General features: G+C 59.9%; 13 protein-coding genes. 2 read left to right on the forward strand and 11 right to left on the reverse strand.

The features are described from left to right. Positions 1-107 precede the first annotated feature (107 nt). The 7 genes from NKJ15_RS03860 to NKJ15_RS03895 form a co-directional block, all read right to left on the reverse strand. The gene (locus tag NKJ15_RS03860; RefSeq protein ID WP_352814158.1) at positions 108-470 is read right to left on the reverse strand and encodes an Imm8 family immunity protein; all 363 of its coding nucleotides are present in this window, start codon (positions 468-470) and stop codon (positions 108-110) included. Next, positions 467-2,116: an RHS repeat domain-containing protein gene (locus NKJ15_RS03865; RefSeq protein ID WP_352814159.1), complete on the reverse strand. Its 1,650-nt coding sequence runs from the start codon at positions 2,114-2,116 to the stop codon at positions 467-469. Before NKJ15_RS03865 ends, NKJ15_RS03860 begins: the two co-directional genes overlap by 4 nt. Before the next feature lie 262 nt (positions 2,117-2,378). Beyond that, positions 2,379-2,714: a hypothetical protein gene (locus tag NKJ15_RS03875; RefSeq protein ID WP_352814161.1), complete on the reverse strand. Its 336-nt coding sequence runs from the start codon at positions 2,712-2,714 to the stop codon at positions 2,379-2,381. Positions 2,715-2,846: 132 nt separating this feature from the next. Then, the gene (locus tag NKJ15_RS03880) at positions 2,847-3,359 is read right to left on the reverse strand and encodes a hypothetical protein (protein WP_352814162.1); all 513 of its coding nucleotides are present in this window, start codon (positions 3,357-3,359) and stop codon (positions 2,847-2,849) included. Next, positions 3,356-6,586, reverse strand: coding sequence for an RHS repeat-associated core domain-containing protein (locus NKJ15_RS03885; protein ID WP_352814163.1), 3,231 nt, complete (start codon positions 6,584-6,586; stop codon positions 3,356-3,358). The genes NKJ15_RS03880 and NKJ15_RS03885 overlap by 4 nt, the downstream gene beginning before the upstream one ends. After that, the gene (locus tag NKJ15_RS03890) at positions 6,583-9,324 is read right to left on the reverse strand and encodes an FG-GAP-like repeat-containing protein (RefSeq protein WP_352814165.1); all 2,742 of its coding nucleotides are present in this window, start codon (positions 9,322-9,324) and stop codon (positions 6,583-6,585) included. Before NKJ15_RS03890 ends, NKJ15_RS03885 begins: the two co-directional genes overlap by 4 nt. A gap of 339 nt (positions 9,325-9,663) precedes the next feature. Next, positions 9,664-9,813 carry a hypothetical protein gene (locus NKJ15_RS03895; RefSeq protein ID WP_352814167.1) on the reverse strand — a complete coding sequence of 50 codons (150 nt, stop codon included), beginning with the start codon at positions 9,811-9,813 and terminating at the stop codon, positions 9,664-9,666. 97 nt (positions 9,814-9,910) lie between these two features. Here NKJ15_RS03895 and nadA point away from each other — a divergent pair, with 97 nt between their 5' ends. After that, positions 9,911-10,465 (forward strand): quinolinate synthase NadA, encoded by a 555-nt coding sequence (gene nadA, locus NKJ15_RS03900; RefSeq protein WP_352814168.1) that lies wholly within the window; start codon positions 9,911-9,913, stop codon positions 10,463-10,465. Positions 10,466-10,572: 107 nt separating this feature from the next. Here the strand turns inward: nadA and NKJ15_RS03905 are convergent, their stop codons facing one another. The 4 genes from NKJ15_RS03905 to NKJ15_RS03920 all read right to left on the reverse strand — a co-directional run bounded on the left by NKJ15_RS03905 (position 10,573) and on the right by NKJ15_RS03920 (position 13,861). After that, positions 10,573-11,295, reverse strand: a complete 723-nt coding sequence (locus tag NKJ15_RS03905) for a CE1759 family FMN reductase (protein WP_352814170.1) — start codon at positions 11,293-11,295, stop codon at positions 10,573-10,575. A 37-nt stretch (positions 11,296-11,332) separates the two neighbouring features. Continuing rightward, positions 11,333-12,571, reverse strand: coding sequence for a CE1758 family FMN-dependent luciferase-like monooxygenase (locus NKJ15_RS03910; RefSeq protein ID WP_352814172.1), 1,239 nt, complete (start codon positions 12,569-12,571; stop codon positions 11,333-11,335). A 98-nt stretch (positions 12,572-12,669) separates the two neighbouring features. Then, complete coding sequence (locus tag NKJ15_RS03915; RefSeq protein WP_352767280.1) at positions 12,670-13,095, reverse strand: DoxX family protein; 426 nt, start codon at positions 13,093-13,095, stop codon at positions 12,670-12,672. Between the two features lie 145 nt (positions 13,096-13,240). Next, a complete protein-coding gene (locus NKJ15_RS03920) occupies positions 13,241-13,861 on the reverse strand; it encodes an isochorismatase family protein (RefSeq protein ID WP_352767278.1) in 621 nt (206 codons plus the stop codon). 126 nt (positions 13,862-13,987) lie between these two features. On the opposite strand from NKJ15_RS03920, the gene NKJ15_RS03925 reads away from it, so the two are divergent. Continuing rightward, positions 13,988-14,854 carry a LysR family transcriptional regulator gene (locus NKJ15_RS03925; protein ID WP_352685390.1) on the forward strand — a complete coding sequence of 289 codons (867 nt, stop codon included), beginning with the start codon at positions 13,988-13,990 and terminating at the stop codon, positions 14,852-14,854. The last annotated feature ends 195 nt before the right edge of the window (positions 14,855-15,049 follow it).

Here is a 15,049-nt window from a genome sequence, read left to right on the forward strand (position 1 = left end):
CCGTCAAATCTACACATAACGACGGCCATGCGACTACGATAAAAGTGCACTGTCACCGTAATTCAACGTAATTCCCGTAATCCCCAGTTTTCAACCTCAATGTTTATTTACATCCCCTCAAAATCCCATTCCATAATCTTTGATAGCTCAGAAATACTCTCGCGGAAATCTTCCCGGTTACATCCATATATCTTTTTGTGTAAATCAGCCTTGACAAAAGCCGGGTCAAATTCGTCGTATTTAAAGACTTTCCCGCCGTATGGAATAGAGCTGGGGTTCTCGGCAAACTTTTCAGCAGCACTTCCCGTGATTATTGCCGAATCAAAGACCTCCTCAAATTCGTTTTCCGAAAATCCAATAGTTACCCTAATATTAATAGATACGCTCGACTGCTTTGGCAGGTCCCACAAGTCAAATATTTTCCCGTCGACAAGCAGGTCTCGGCTGTAAATATGTTTTATGACTATCATGGATCTACCTGAACGTGGACATTCGATATTCTTCTCTGTGTTAGCCGATCATAAACCTCGAAATTTGCCTGAAATCCTGTAGTTGCCATTGGGCTCGATTTTGGAGCTATATCTCGGAATCCTCTTAGTCCATCAGCCGAAATCCACTCTCCTGGTTTTACCTCGGTAGCGTTCGGGCCAAGCCACCTGTCCTTTAAATCAGGGATGTCTCTAGCGTTAACAACGGACCTAATTTCTGTATTCCATTTGCCATCTTTTATCGATTTCCGAGCTGCTTGGCCAATTTCCTTAAAGGTCTGTGCTTTCCTTACAGCGGCCAGGCTTTCGAATTTGCTAGCCCGCATAACCCGCTCAAGCGGGAGAAGATTGCGCTGTTTGGCCGCCTCGATGGGATCTGTTGGGAATAGGGCATCAAAGAAATCATTCGTCGCAACTTTCTTGCAGCTACCGTCGCATTTCTTATCATTGAAGTTATCTGGAAATTCTTTCGCCGCTTTATCACCGGTGGCTTGGGGACCGCTCTCGTCATCGGAGGAGCCGTTGTTGGTGCCGCCGCCTTCCTTGTCATCGTCATCGGCGCGCAGCGTATGCCCATTGTTATCCGCCTTGTTGACGGGATCATTCTGAGCATAGGCATACCGATTCGTTCCAACTCCAGGCAGCGTCGGATCCCAATCGTCCGGCGAGATGAACCTCCCTAGCAGCGGGTCCATGTACCGTGCATTGAGGTAAAGCAGCCCGGTCTCGGGATCGAAGCGTTCGCCGATGTAGCTCTTCTGCGTCTGGAAGCCGGTATTGAGGCGTTCTCCGTAGGTCGCGTAGTTGGTTTGTTCGACGATGGCGCCGGCGGCGTCGGTGACCATGCGGACAGAGGCCAGGTGATCGCGATGCAGGAAGGCTTTTGTCGCGCCGGTCACCTTGACGTCGGGATGGGGGTAGCGGGTGTAGATTTCTGCTCCAGGTGTCGCCGGATCAATCTCGACGGAGGCGTCGGGATAGAGCGTGGTGGCAAAGGATGAGCTTTTTTTGGCTCGCGCGCCGTCCGGGCCGTAGGAGAGAGAAACGGTGTTGGCGGCCTGGGTGACGGTCTTCAGCCGGTTGGCCTCGTCCCAGGCGAGCGTCCTGGTGCCGTCGGTGGTCATGTTGCCGTTGGCATCATAGGTGAGCGTCTTGGCGCCGACCGCTGTTGGCGCATGCGGACGAGCAGCACTCGCCGAGGGATAGACATAGGTTCCGGCAACACGGGTGCGCGAGGTCAGATTGTCGTTGGCGGCATAGACAAAAGTCTCGTCGAGCGTGTTGTTGCCGAGATTGTCGCTCGAGGTCAGCCGGTCGGCCTTGTCGTAGCCATAGGTCCAGCTGTCGGAAGCCGTCAGCCCGGTCGTGCCGGTGATGCGGCCGAGGAGATCGCGGGCATATAGATCGTCGAGCAGCACAGTGGCGCCTTTTGCCGTGGTGACACGGGTCAGCCAGCGGCGGGTCGACGAATAAATGAAGCTTGTCGTGACCCCGTTCGCATAGGCGATCGACTTGGTCTGGCCGTCGGCCTCGTAGATCGTCGAGGTGATGAAGCCGGAGGCGGAGAGCAGCTTGTTGCCGGCCGTATATTGCAGCGGGGCGGCAGAAGTGCCGAAGTCGAGCTGCACCGGCAGGTATGGGTGCGCAGCGTCTGGCCGGAGGCATCGCGCACGCTGGCCGTGGTGTGGGTCAGCGTGCCGATGGTGACGTCCTGGCGGGCGGCCTTGCCAAAGCCATCATATTTGTTGCCTTGAGTGGCCGCAGGGTTGGTGGAGGTGGTGAGCTGGCCGATGTTGTAGTAGCCGGCCGCCGCTGCCTATGGGGTGAGCCGAGCCATGCCGTCAAAGCTGCACATAACGACGGCCATGCGACCACGATAAAAGTGCACTGTCACCGTAATTCCTCATAGAGGAAGGCGCGGAGCGCCTTCATCTTCTCCATGCTGGTGGGAGCCGCGTCAGGAGGCAGACTGCGGAGCATCTTGTTGACAGTGACGACCATTGCGTCGATCTCGCCGAGAGCGGCCTCTTCGTTGATCGATGGATCAACGAACCTGTCGACCGCGAGCTTTGCGCGGGCAAAATCCGCCTGCCCGTTGGCTGCATTGACCAAGGTTCGGGCGAAGGCAGCCGGGTTCACTCCGTCGGCGTTCTCCGCGTTGCACAGGCTGCTTGTGGCCAGCACAAAAAGCAGGATCGAAGCGAGCTTGATTGCCATACGGGTCATTGCGCCCTCCTGACGAGTTGTTGTTCTTGACAGCCTCTCCGGTAGCCGTCGGAGCACCGCCATTGCCGGCCAACCGCGGCGAGAATGCTCCTCGCAAGATAATGATTACACCGGGATCTCCAGTGCCTCCATCTATAATAATCTAAAATCCATAGTCTTATTTTCGAACTCAACCAGCATTTCATCACCTAGGTAAATTATGCTTCCATACCTATTTTTAACTTTATTTAGCCTTGACTTAGATGACCTGAATATCAAGCTAAAGTATGCTTCGTAAGTTTTCCTCCTATTTTCTTGTATCAAATCCAAATTATAGTACATTCTACCAGGCAGCATTACATCTCCATCTAATAAATTTATGTCATACTCAATTACAGGAGACGACCTCGAATTAACTTTGGCCAATTTTTCTCCACTATCGTGCTCGATAACCAAGTCGCTCAAAAATTCCTCTGACGATACGAGAACTCTTCTATTTTTGAAAGACCTTACTCCTCCTCGGATAGGCTTACCTAAAATTAGGATATCACCTTCTTTGAAAGAAGAATTAATAAATACTATGTTCTCTACAACATTGCACAACCAATCGTTGAAGATATTTTCATCTCTGTACGATAGAAAAAGACTAAATTGCTTGCCTATCATTGATCAACCGACACGTAAGATTTGGCATTGTAATCGTAGAAATCGACATCTTGCCCGGTGGCACGGCCTATTTGTTCCATCGCAGCACGCTCTCGCGCAACAGGGTCTCCTCGAGATGGGTTGGTTCGACCAACTTGGACATCGATGTGCTCCCCCGTTGAAGTTCGGACGCCCCGGACATCAACATAACGAGTATTCTTCGTTCCGTTCGTGACGTCAACTTTCACCTCGGTGGTGATTTCGTCAAAGCCTCTCGCTTTTAAGTCTGCAATTACGTCCGCAACACCTTCCCGGTGTGCTGGCCCCCCAAGCTTTCCGCCAGGATTTGGCATTGCTCTGGCGCGCGCCGCAGCCTGCGGAGTGCAAGCATTTTCAGGCTCCAGCTCGCCACTCTTGTATGCGTTGAGCGTTCTTTGCGCATAACTCAGACGTGCGCGGGAGACTTCGATCGAGTTCGGAGTGGTGACAACAAATTCAGTCTTGAAGTTAGGATCATATTCGGTTTTAATTTCCCCCTCAATAGTATCGGCTCTCGCGTTATTGATCTCACTTTCAGCTGTCACCTCAGGCGGTTCGCCTCTTATTTCTTCCTCTTTAACTTCAACCTGATGCCCATTCTGATCACTCTTGTTGACGGGGTCGTTTTGGGCATATGCATACCGGTTTGTCCCGACACCCGGCAGCGTCGGGTCCCAGTCATCCGGCGAGATGAACCGTCCTAGCAGCGGGTCCATGTACCGTGCATTGAGGTAGAGCAGGCCGGTCTCGGGATCGAAGCGCTCGCCGATGTAGCTCTTTTGCGTCTGGAAGCCGGTGTTGAGCCGCTCGCCATAGGTGGCGTAGTTTGTGGCCTCGACGATGGCGCCGGTGGCGTCGGTGACCATGCGCACGGACGCCAGGTGATCGCGGTGCAGGAAGGCTTTGGTCGTGCCCGTCACCTTGATGTCGGGATGGGGATAGCGGGTGTAGATCTCCGCTCCCGGTGTCGCCGGATCGATCTCGACGGAAGCATCGGGATAGAGCGTGGTGGCGAAAGACGAGGCTTTTTTGGCTCGCGCACCGTCCGGGCCGTAGAACAGCGACACGGTATTGGCGGCCTGGGTGACCGTCTTCAGCCGGTTGGCCTCGTCCCAGGAGAGCGTCCTGGTGCCGTCGGCGGTCATGTTGCCGTTGGCATCATAGGTGAGCGTCTTGGCGCCGACCGCGGTCGGGGCATGCGGACGAGCAGCACTCGCCGAGGGATAGACATAGGTTCCGGCAACACGGGTGCGCGAGGTCAGATTGTCGTTGGCGGCATAGACGAAGGTCTCGTCGAGCGTGTTGTTGCCGAGATTGTCGCTTGAAGTCAGCCGGTCGGCCTTGTCGTAGGCATAGGTCCAGCTGTCGGAAGCCGTCAGCCCGGTCGTGCCGGTGATGCGGCCGAGGAGATCGCGGGCATATAGATCGTCGAGCAGCACAGTGGCGCCTTTTGCCGTGGTGACACGGGTCAGCCAGCGGCGGGTCGACGAGTAGGTGAAGGACGTTTTTACACCATTGGCATAGGTGATCTCCTTCGTCTGGCCATCGGCCTCGTAGATCGTCGAGGTGATGAAGCCTGAAGCCGAGAGCAGCTTGTTGCCGGCGGTGTATTGCAGCGGGGCGGCCAGCGTGCCGAAGTCGAGCTGCACCGGCAGATACTGGGTGCGCAGCGTCTGGCCGGAGGCATCGCGCAGATTGGTCGTGGTGTGGGTCAGCGTGCCGATGGTGACGTCCTGGCGGGCGACCTTGCCGAAGCCGTCATACTTGTTGGCCTGGGTTGCCGCAGGGTTGGTCGAGGTCGTCAGCTGGCCGATGTTGTAATAGCCCGCCGCCGCCTGGTCGTAGGTGTTTTGGGTCAGCGTCACCGCACTGCCGCCGGACGCCGTTGCCGTCTTCAGGGTCAGCCGGTCCATCTGGTCATAGGTCAAGGTAGTGACGGTGCCGCGGGCATCGGTCTGGCTGGTCAGCCGGTTGGCGCCGTCATAAACATAGGACCAGCTGCCGAGGTCGGGATCTGTTGCGGAAAGCCGGTTGCCGACCATGTCATAGCTGTAGCTCCAGCTCGAGCCGCCGGGATCGCTGACCCCGACCAGCCTGCCAAGCACATCGTAGCTGCGGCCCTCCGTCAGATTAAGCCCGCCGAGATCGCGCACGATCTGCACGACATCGCCGCGCGTCGAGGACACGCTCTTCGACTGGCGCGTGGTCGTCGCATTGATCTGGTCGGTCTCAGTGACCGCGTAAAGCCGCGGATTGGTGCCGGTGACGCTGTCGAGGCTGTGGGCGAAAATCGCCTGGCTGGCATCGGCATAGACGGTCTTCACCAGCCGGTCGTTCCAGTCGTAGCTGTTGGTGGACCACTGTGCCGTGTCGCCGACAAAGCGTGGGAAGGCTGTGCGCAGGACATTGCTGCGCAGATCATAATCGGTGTCGGCAATGCGCTTTGCTCCGGCCACCGTTTCTCCGGGCGTTTCCACCCGGTAGACCCGGCCGAGCCCGTCATAATAGGAGCGGACAAAGTCCTCACCGGCGCCATTGGGCAGTGGCGTCAGCTTGGCCAGCCCCTGCGTCGCCGGATTGCCCTCGTTCTCGAAGCGCGTCTTGGCATAGGCGCCGGTGACGCTCTGCGAGACTTGGTAGGGCCGGCAGAACGGATCGTAGGTGAAGGTCTTCACCAGGCCGTTGACGTCGGTCTTCGTCGCCGGCTGGCCGCAAACGGCATTATAGGTGGCGCTCGAGACGAAGCGTGTGTCGGCTACCTGGCCGCCGGTGGCAAAATAGCGGGGCGCCCGCTCGGTTATAGGATAGAGGTGATAGGTCGCATCATAATCCCATTCGGTCTTGTGGCCGAGGCCGTTGGTGGCCGAGAGCTTGTTGCCAAAGCTGTCATAGGCAAAATACTGGTTCACCTCCTTTTGCGGCGCCGAGTAGTAATCGGAGAAGCCGCGCTTGCGGGTGACGTTGCCTTTGGCCGGCGATGTCGAATTGGCGCCGCCGTCATAATAGGTCTCGTCGTAGCCGATATAGGGGAAGCTGGTGTCCAGCCCGGCGCGCACCGTCTGGCTGCTCGGCAGCGAGACGATGTAGGCGCTCGTGTTGGGCGCAAAGCTCGCCACCGTCCACGTCTCGTCGCCGCTGACGTCGGTGCGGCCATAGTCCTTCACGCCGGTGACGTTGTTGTAGGCATCGAACGCCCGCTCGACCCTCAAGGTGAGTGCAATGTCTCGGTCAGCGTCGTGTCGGTCGCAGTGTTCTGCACGGTGTATGGCTTGATCGCGGTGTTGACCGCATAGGTCTCGGTGACCTGCTTGTGCACGGTGCCCGCGCCATCCTTCCATACCGTCAGCGACGGCAGGCCGTAGCTTGCCAGGTCCTGGCGGTAGATGGTCTCGATCTTCGAGGCCGCCGTCTCGCCATTGGCCAGCGGTTTGGTCTCGACGATCGAGGCAAAGCCCAGAAACTTGCGTGCCGCCGGATCGTATTTGCCGCCGGCATAGGCGTAGGTGCTCACCGCCGTCTGGCCGCGGCCGTCGCCGACCGACAGTTTTGTCACCGCATGCACAACCTGCGGCAGATAGGTGTTCACCCAAGTCGACGACGGCGCATACTCCACCGCGACCGTGCCGCCGAGCTCCGTCACCACCGAGCGCAGCAGGTTCGGATTGCCGGCGCCAGGCGCGGAGATGAACATGTGGTCTTTGTAGTCGGTAAAATCCGGCAGGCCATCGCCGTTGAAGTCGCCTATGGCAACGCCGGCATTCATCCTGGCCGGAAGTGTGAATTCCACCGGCGCCATCGCCGTCGACGACGGACGCAGCGAGAAGACGCGGATCGTGTCGGCCCTCCGCGCCGTCAGTGTGCCACCGATGGTAATGACGTCCATGCGGCCGTCATTGTCGAAATCGCGAAGAACGGCGGACGTTCCTGGTATCGAGGAAACCGTGTACTCCTTGAAGCCGACACCGGTCGACAGCCAGAGTCTGACGCTGTCATCACTGCCCTTGTAGTGGAAAATGTCGGTCGCGCCGTCGCCATTCACATCGGCCAGAACACAGGTGCCCAACTCTCCAAACGTCGAGCAGCTGGGGGAAAATGAGGGATCGACCGATTCCCACGTGCCGTTTGACAGGATAGCCTTCTTTACGTTTCCGCCCAGTAGCGGCGCGAATAATGGCTGCTGATGCCCATTGCCGAGGAAATCGCCGACACCGATCACGGTGCCGAACCCGCCCCCGTTGACGGTATCGATGCCGTCAGCGTCCGCGTCGGCGACAATAGCCGGGCCAGCCGAGAGCACATCGCACGCGGCTTCATAGCCAGGCGGCGGCGTGACCGGGGGGCCTATGATCGGGATTGGCCTGCAATTGGCATTGGTCAACGCCAGCTGGCTGTTTGTGAGGACAATCGCGCCGCGTGTCCCCGTCGTCACCGTGTGGCCGTCATCCGAAGTCGTTGTCACCGTGTCGGCAAAGTCCATCGTGCTTTTGCCGGCCAAGAGCCTGCCAGGCTGAGAAGAATATTTGCCGTCATACGCTGCGTTAAGGCCTGCCGAGATAATATCAATGAGTGCGCCATTCGAATTGAATTTGTATCGGTACTTTGTTCTGCTGGCAGTTCTTTGCCCAGTTGGCGATTCCCCTTGCGTGGGGTAGTCGCCAAAGATCTCGTCGCGGCCGTCAAAGTCCAAATCGCCGACCTCGTTTGGTGCTCCCACGCTGGACGGAAAGAGAGGACCATCTGTGAGGAGCGCACTATTAACGGTCGTGTAGACCCCATCGGTATTCTGGTAAGTCATCTGGCCGAGCGGTTTTGCGGTGCCGCCGGTGATGGTGCCGTCGGCGGCGATGGCTGCATCGGTGCCATAGCGGGTGACGGCGGTCAGGCGCGAGGCGTTTGAGAACGGCGCCTGGTCGTAGGTCAGCTTGTAGGCGCCGCGCAGCGCGGTGCCGACGGTGACGCCGATCGCCTTGATGCGCTGGCTGGTCTCGGAGATGTCGCGGCCATTGCCCATCAGGATCGGGTCGGGCCGTGTCTCCAGATAGAATTTTACCACCGTGCCGTTGTAGTTGATCGTGTCGGGATAACAGACCGGGCTTGCCGGGCAGGTGTAGCTATAGGCGACGCTGTTGCCATTGGGGTCGGTGACCGAGGTCAGCAGCCAGCGATAGTTTTGGGCCAGATCATAGGCCGGTGTGCCGGCGGTCGGCGTCAGGTTCGCGACCGCAGCGACCGAGCGGAAGGTCGAGACGGTGCCGTCGCGATCCGTCACCTTCCATTCGTTGGTGGTGCCGTTCAGCGCAATGCGGCGATAGGATTCATTCTCCGTCGCATGCGTGCCGCCGGTCGAACACGACGGCGACACCGTGCCGGCGACGCAGGCAACCAGCTGTTGGCCGTCGAGCAGATAGATGTCGGTGCCATCGAAGGCCGGCATGCCATAGCCGGGGCTTGCCCGCTCGATGACGTCGAAACCGCCAAGGCCCCAGGCATAGCCCAGCCAACCCTGGTAGAGGGCACCTAGCTTGGTTCTGCGCGAAGAGTCATAGTTGAGCGCGATCGACGGCTCGATGCCATGGAAGTCCGAGACGTCGATGCCGATGGCATAGCCCAGATTGCCGTTGCCTGAGCTCTTCGGCAGATCCACCTTCGGCGTGCCGATCGCTTCCGGATCGCCGCTTGTCGTGGTCGTGGTCGCGGTGGCAGCCGCCGCGGCCGGCTCCTCGGGTGCAGCCTCGCTGTCGGTCGACTGATCCGCCGTGCCGACCGCGGCCGCTGCATCTGGGGCCTCGGTCGCCGGTGCACTGCCGGAAGCGGGCTCATCCGCCGCACTCGGCTGATCCGATGAGCCGCCGCTGCCCATAGCTGCCCCGCCATTGCCAAGGCCACCATTTGCGGGCGCGCCAGGGTCGGACGAAGTTCCTTGCGCCTCCTGCGCAAAAGCCGCCATCCCTGCGGAGCTTCTAATATAAGAAACGAAAGATGTATCCGCGCCGAAGACACCAGCGGCAAGCAATGCCGCACCAACAAGCAACTTGTTCATGATTCCCCCGAGCCCAAGTTGCTTACTTCTACTCAGCCGCGACCAAACGAATACGACACCGCATCGTCATAGTGAGAATATCCACAGGGAAATTTTAAAAGGTGCGAGCGGCACTCATCAATCGTACGCTGCTCAGCTGAGTTAGGCAGCCTGAACCAAAACTTTGCGAATGGCTGCGAATTAATAGCTACCGCAGACTCCTCCACCGTCGTGTTTCAGGAGCGGCAGCAGCAGCCCACCTGCCGCCTAGGAGCGCCGCTCGCCGTGAAAGACTTTTTCGAGCTTCCCGAAGCGCACCAGATCGTTGAGCGCCGAACGGATTTGCGGCCAAGGAAACTCAGAGCACTCTTCCCACGCCTCGCCCTCGCGTAACACGGCATCGAGCTTGTCAGCCACGCCGGTGAGAGCCGTGGCGGCGATGGTTGAGAACGCATGAACGGGCCCGCAGTGCCGTACTCTATAACCGTGTACGCAGCGTCATCCCGGCCATCGAATGGCCGATGTTCGCGGACGATATCGACGCCATTCTCGATCTGAGCGGCAACGCAACGCCGTCATCCTGGCGCACAATTGCCAGACGCCCGAGATCTTCCACTGCGTCGCCGACATTGTCGGTGAAAGCCTGGCGCTCGCCCTCATGGCAATGACGGTCGAGGCCGATGTACTCGTGCTTGCCGGCGTGCATCATGGCCGAGACGGCGAAGCTGCTCAACCCGGACAAAACAGTGCTCATTCCCGATCTGCGCGAGCAGGCTGTTCGCCGGCGGACTCTATCACTGCGGAAGATGTCCGCCCTGCTGCGACAGCGGTATCCGGCATTCCAATTGTCACCTACGTCAACATTTCCGCCGCCGTGACGGCTGAGTCCGACATCTGCTGCACCTCGGGCAATGCCAAAGCCGTCGTCGAGACTCTCAGTGTTCCCCGATCGAGGAGACGGCCCATCCCGCCGTCAGTCATGGTTCAAGGTCCGTTGAGCATCTGTGATCGAGAGGTTAGGCGGCCCGGTAACCACAGCCGAGTTTCACTTCAAGCCGATGCTGGATGAGATCTAGCCCAATCGAGAGGAACCAATAGAGCACGGCTGCATGAACAGCATTTCCATATGATGGTGGATTGCCAGGCCAAAGGATTGGGCAAGGAAATTCAGCTCCCTCAGCCTCTGACGATCATCCGCTCTACAGCCGTCCCTCCTGCGGCCAGCTTCATCAGATCGGTGTCGAAATTGACATCGGCAGCGCTGCGCTCCGCGCGCGCCGCATTGCCTGCGAACTGGTGTTGATAGCCTTTCCATGCCGCGTCCGCGATGGATCGGCTGGTGCCACTCAACAGGAACTGGGTGAGCTCGGTAGCAGCTCGATCGATGCGACCGCCGAGCTCCGGCGACCCCCAATCCTCCGGGGCAGCAAAGATCGACGTCGGCACGGGAAAAGTGCGCAGGAAGGCAAACAGCGGGCGCATCTGCGCGTCCGCGACCATTGCATGGCGGGCGGTGCCGGCCGTCGCGGCGAGGATCACCGGTTTGGCAATGAGCAAGTCGTTGTCGAGGATATCGATGAACGACTTGAACAGCCCGCTGACACCGGCCTTGTAGACTGGCGTGGCGGCAACGACGGCATCCGCGCCGGCAAGCGTTTCGATGACGGACTGCACCTTGGCCTCGGGAAATCCGGCCACCACGGCACGCGCAATATCGACTGCAAGCGGAGCCAGGTCGATGACGCTAAGGACGGCGGTCTTTCCCGTACCAGTGATACGTTCGATGCTCTTCTGTGCGATGCGGTCAGCCAGCATCCGCGTTGTCGAGGGATCGTTTACGCCTGCGTTCACCACGACGAGCCGTATGGGCTCGTTAACGCACTCGATCGCCTTCGTCATCACTCGAATCCTTTCCTGAATGTACCCGCCAGTCGACCTACAGCTCCGCGGGTGGAACGTCGGCTTTGCCGGACGGCGCGACCTGCCCCGCGACCAGCGGGGCGCGCGCTGTAACGTTTTCGTCAGTATCGTGATACGGCCGGCCGTCCGTCAGGTTGTCTCCGCGATTGGCATTCGGGCGCGGCTGGCGCGGCGGCTGGTCTCCATACTTGACTTCCACCAGGCTCCGGTGCGTCGGGGCTATGGCGGCGCCCGGCGAGCGTCGCGCCGCCATCTCCTTGCGGAGCACGGGCACCACCTCAGTGCCCAGCAGCTCGACCTGCTCGAGAGCCATCTCCAGCGGCAGCCCCATGGCGTCGAGAACCCACAGCTGCCGCTGATAGTCGCCGAAGGCTTCCCGGAAGCTCAGCGTCCTGTCGATGACCTCCTGCGGGCTGCCAACACTGAGCGGCGTATCGCGCGAATATTCTTCCAGCCGATAGGTCTTTCCGTAGATGGGGCTGCCTACGAAATAGGGCCGGAATCGGTCGTATGCGTCCTGCGAGCGCTTCGCGATGAAGGCATAGCCACCAAGCCCGACGACGGCCTGCTCCTTGGTGCCATGTCCGTAATGCTCGAACCGCTCGCGGTAGAAGTTCACCAGCGGCAGGAAGTGCAGGTTGGGCGCAAGGATGTTGTTGGCGAAATAGCCGTTCCCGTAAAAAGCCGCCTGCTCGGCGATCTCCGGAGTGCGGATCGAGCCGTGCCAGACAAAGGGAGGAACGTCGTCGAGCGGACGCGGGATCGACGTGAAGCCTTGCAGCGGGGTCCGGAATTTGCCTTGCCAATCGACAACGTCCTCGCGCCACAGCTTGTGGAGCAGATTGTAGTTCTCGAGCGCCAGTGCGACGCCGTCACGCATGTCCTTCCCAAACCAGGGATAGACCGGCACTGTATTCCCGCGGCCGAGCATCAGGTCCGTCCGCCCCTTCGAGAGATGCTGCAGCATCGCGTAGTCTTCCGCGATCTTCACCGGGTCGTTGGTCGTGATGAGCGTCACGGCGGTGCTGAGGATGATGCGCTGCGTCTGCGCGGCGATATGGGCGAGCAGAGTCGTCGGCGAGGACGAGAAAAAGGGTGGGTTGTGGTGCTCGCCGATGGCGAAGACATCGAGCCCGACCTCGTCCGCCCGCTTCGCGATCTTGACGATCGCATCGATCCGCTGCGCCTCGCTCGGCGTGACGCCTGTGATCGGGTTGCGCGTTACGTCGCTGACAGAGAAGATTCCGAACTGCATTTTGAAGCTCCAGGGGCTCGATGTCGGTAGATGTCTGCGTCAACGGGTCGTGATCCGCGAGTGGCGGGCCGGCCTACCCTCTTCGTGACTCGCCATGCTCAGCGAGCCGGGATCTTGGCTTTCCGCAGCCGGGCCCAAGCAATGAACAAGGACAAGGCGAGCAGCGTCAGGTTGATGGGCAGCATCTTGGCCGTCTCGCCGAGCAGCGCATGCGTGATGATCGCCCCCACCTGTATGAGTGAAAGCCCGACAGCCGCCAGCGGCGTCAGCCAAGGCTTGATCCGCGTCGCGGCCGGCAGGATGAGACCGACAGCGCCCAGCACTTCGAGAGTGCCTATCAGCCGTGTGACGGCTTCCGGTACATGGGTGACGAAGCTCATGCTCGCGGCGAGCGCGTCGATGGGCTGTGTCAGTTTCGCGCCACCGGCTGCCAGATAGAGGAGAGCCAGGAGCGCCTGTGCGATCCACAGCGCCAGGCTCCAACGATTGATGGGGCCGCGAACGGCGCCGGTTTGAGTTTTCATTTTGATCGTCCTTTTCGAAAATAGGGAAATTGGCGGCGGGAGAGCCGACTATGCGGGGCTCGCCGGTGCTGCCGGTAGAACAGGCGGGAAAAATCGGCCCTGTCAGAGGCTTCCCCGCCGCTCCAACCGTGCTCGGCCTGGCGCTTCAGGCGGCCTTTGCGGCCGGACCCTGCAGCTTCGCAAGCTCCTCGTAATACCAGTACACCAGCGTGCGGGCCTTGTCGGCCACCGGCCCCGCCCAGTCGCGGAAGAGTTCGGTAACGACAGCCAAGGCCGTACTGGGGACCGCCCCGGCATGAGTGAGCCGCTGGATCGCCGTGCTGTGGGCAAGCTGCGACCGACCGCCGACGGCGTCGACCGGGAAAGCCACGTCATGGCCGTCCTTGAGCGCATCGATGACCGGGAAAGCAAGACAGATCTCGGTCCAGAGGGCGCCGATGATCAGCCGTTTGCGGCCGGTCTTCTCGACCGCGGCGCGAAAGGCCGGATCTTCCCACGAGTTCATTGTCGAGCGATCGATCACCTCGATGCCGGGCAGTTCGGCGAGGATCGCCGGAACCGTGGGGCCGTTGACACCCATGTTTGCACCGACCGTCGAGAGAATAATGGGCATGTCGAAAGCCCGTGCAGCCCTGATCAGTAGCCGCACGTTGAGCTCGACCAGGTTGGCCGGCGTTTCGGATCGGATCTGGCTGAACATTTCCGGCTGGTAGTCGATCAGCACCAGCGCAGATTCTTCGTATTTCCACACGTCTTGCACGCTCATCTATTTCTCCATGGGGTTGGTCCGGCGCGGCTATGCCGGATGAACTGACCCACAAAGGATGGCGTTCCTTGTCGGCTTAAGATAGCCTCCGGTTTTGCGATTGATTGTTGCTGAAAGCGGAACGCTATGGAGATTGAGGACGTCAGGACTTTCGTGGAGATCGCGGAGGGGCGAGGCATATCGCCTGCCGCGCGGCGGCTGGGCGTCGCAAAATCCGTCGTCAGCCGCCGACTGGCTCGGCTGGAGGAAACGCTCGGAAGCCAGTTGCTCTCTCGCACGACTCGCGGCGCCGCCTTGACGGAGGCCGGCGCGACGTTCCGCGACCACGCCACTCGCATCCTCGGCGAGTTCGAGGCGGCACAGGATGCGATAGCACCCGATGGCGCGGTGCGCGGGCTTCTGCGTATCGCCGCGCCCCTGTCTGGCGGGCCGAGGCTTGTCGCCCCGGTTCTTGCCGAACTCGCTCGACGCCATCCCTTGCTGCATGTTCATGCAGCCTACAGCGATCGTTTCGTGGATCTGATTTCCGAGGGCTTCGACGCGGGAATCAGGGCGGGATTTCTGCCTGACTCGAGCCTGATCGCCAGACGCATTCGGCCCATATCCGGGATGCTTGTCGCCAGCCCCGCCTATATCGCCGGGCATGGGGCACCGCAAACGCTTGGCCAACTGGCGGATCACGAGTGCCTGTTGCAGGGGACCGAAGCATGGCGGTTCGTCGAAGGAGGCAAAACGATCGCGGTCCATCCTCACGGTCGTTTCAAGGCGGATAACGGCGAAGCGCTCCTTTCGGCGGCGCTGGCCGGACTCGGCGTGGCGGCCCTGCCGGATTTCCTGATCGAGCCCCACATCGCCTCCGGTGCGCTCATCCCCCTGCTTGCCGACCACACGGTGGTCGCGGCAGGGCTTTATGTGGTGCGTCCTCCCGGCGACTTCCCGCCACGCAAAGTCAGAGCGCTGATCGACATCATGCTCGAATATCACGCCGGCTGAGGACGGGCGCCCGACGGCCAATGGAGATCGGCGGCTGTGCACTCTGCGGACCCGGCCGAAGGCTATGGTTAGTATTCGATCGAGACACTGGCAGAACTCGCCTTCAAGCGGCTCAAGAGCGGCATGGGCACCCATAAGCTTCCTGCACGCGATGAGCGGCTCGTCCGAAGCTGGCTCATGGCCCATCTGATCCTG

Source organism: Mesorhizobium sp. M0207 (assembly GCF_040321995.1).
Taxonomy (GTDB): domain Bacteria; phylum Pseudomonadota; class Alphaproteobacteria; order Rhizobiales; family Rhizobiaceae; genus Mesorhizobium.

What these genes read in the sequence shown, in the direction of transcription:
- NKJ15_RS03860 (WP_352814158.1), bottom strand. Translation starts at nt 470, where the DNA reads ATGATAGTCATAAAACATATTTACAGCCGAGACCTGCTTGTCGACGGG.
- NKJ15_RS03875 (WP_352814161.1), bottom strand. Translation starts at nt 2,714, where the DNA reads ATGACCCGTATGGCAATCAAGCTCGCTTCGATCCTGCTTTTTGTGCTG.
- NKJ15_RS03880 (WP_352814162.1), bottom strand. Translation starts at nt 3,359, where the DNA reads ATGATAGGCAAGCAATTTAGTCTTTTTCTATCGTACAGAGATGAAAAT.
- NKJ15_RS03890 (WP_352814165.1), bottom strand. Translation starts at nt 9,324, where the DNA reads ATGGCGGCTTTTGCGCAGGAGGCGCAAGGAACTTCGTCCGACCCTGGC.
- nadA (WP_352814168.1), top strand. Translation starts at nt 9,911, where the DNA reads ATGGCCGATGTTCGCGGACGATATCGACGCCATTCTCGATCTGAGCGG.
- NKJ15_RS03905 (WP_352814170.1), bottom strand. Translation starts at nt 11,295, where the DNA reads ATGACGAAGGCGATCGAGTGCGTTAACGAGCCCATACGGCTCGTCGTG.
- NKJ15_RS03910 (WP_352814172.1), bottom strand. Translation starts at nt 12,571, where the DNA reads ATGCAGTTCGGAATCTTCTCTGTCAGCGACGTAACGCGCAACCCGATC.
- NKJ15_RS03915 (WP_352767280.1), bottom strand. Translation starts at nt 13,095, where the DNA reads ATGAAAACTCAAACCGGCGCCGTTCGCGGCCCCATCAATCGTTGGAGC.
- NKJ15_RS03920 (WP_352767278.1), bottom strand. Translation starts at nt 13,861, where the DNA reads ATGAGCGTGCAAGACGTGTGGAAATACGAAGAATCTGCGCTGGTGCTG.
- NKJ15_RS03925 (WP_352685390.1), top strand. Translation starts at nt 13,988, where the DNA reads ATGGAGATTGAGGACGTCAGGACTTTCGTGGAGATCGCGGAGGGGCGA.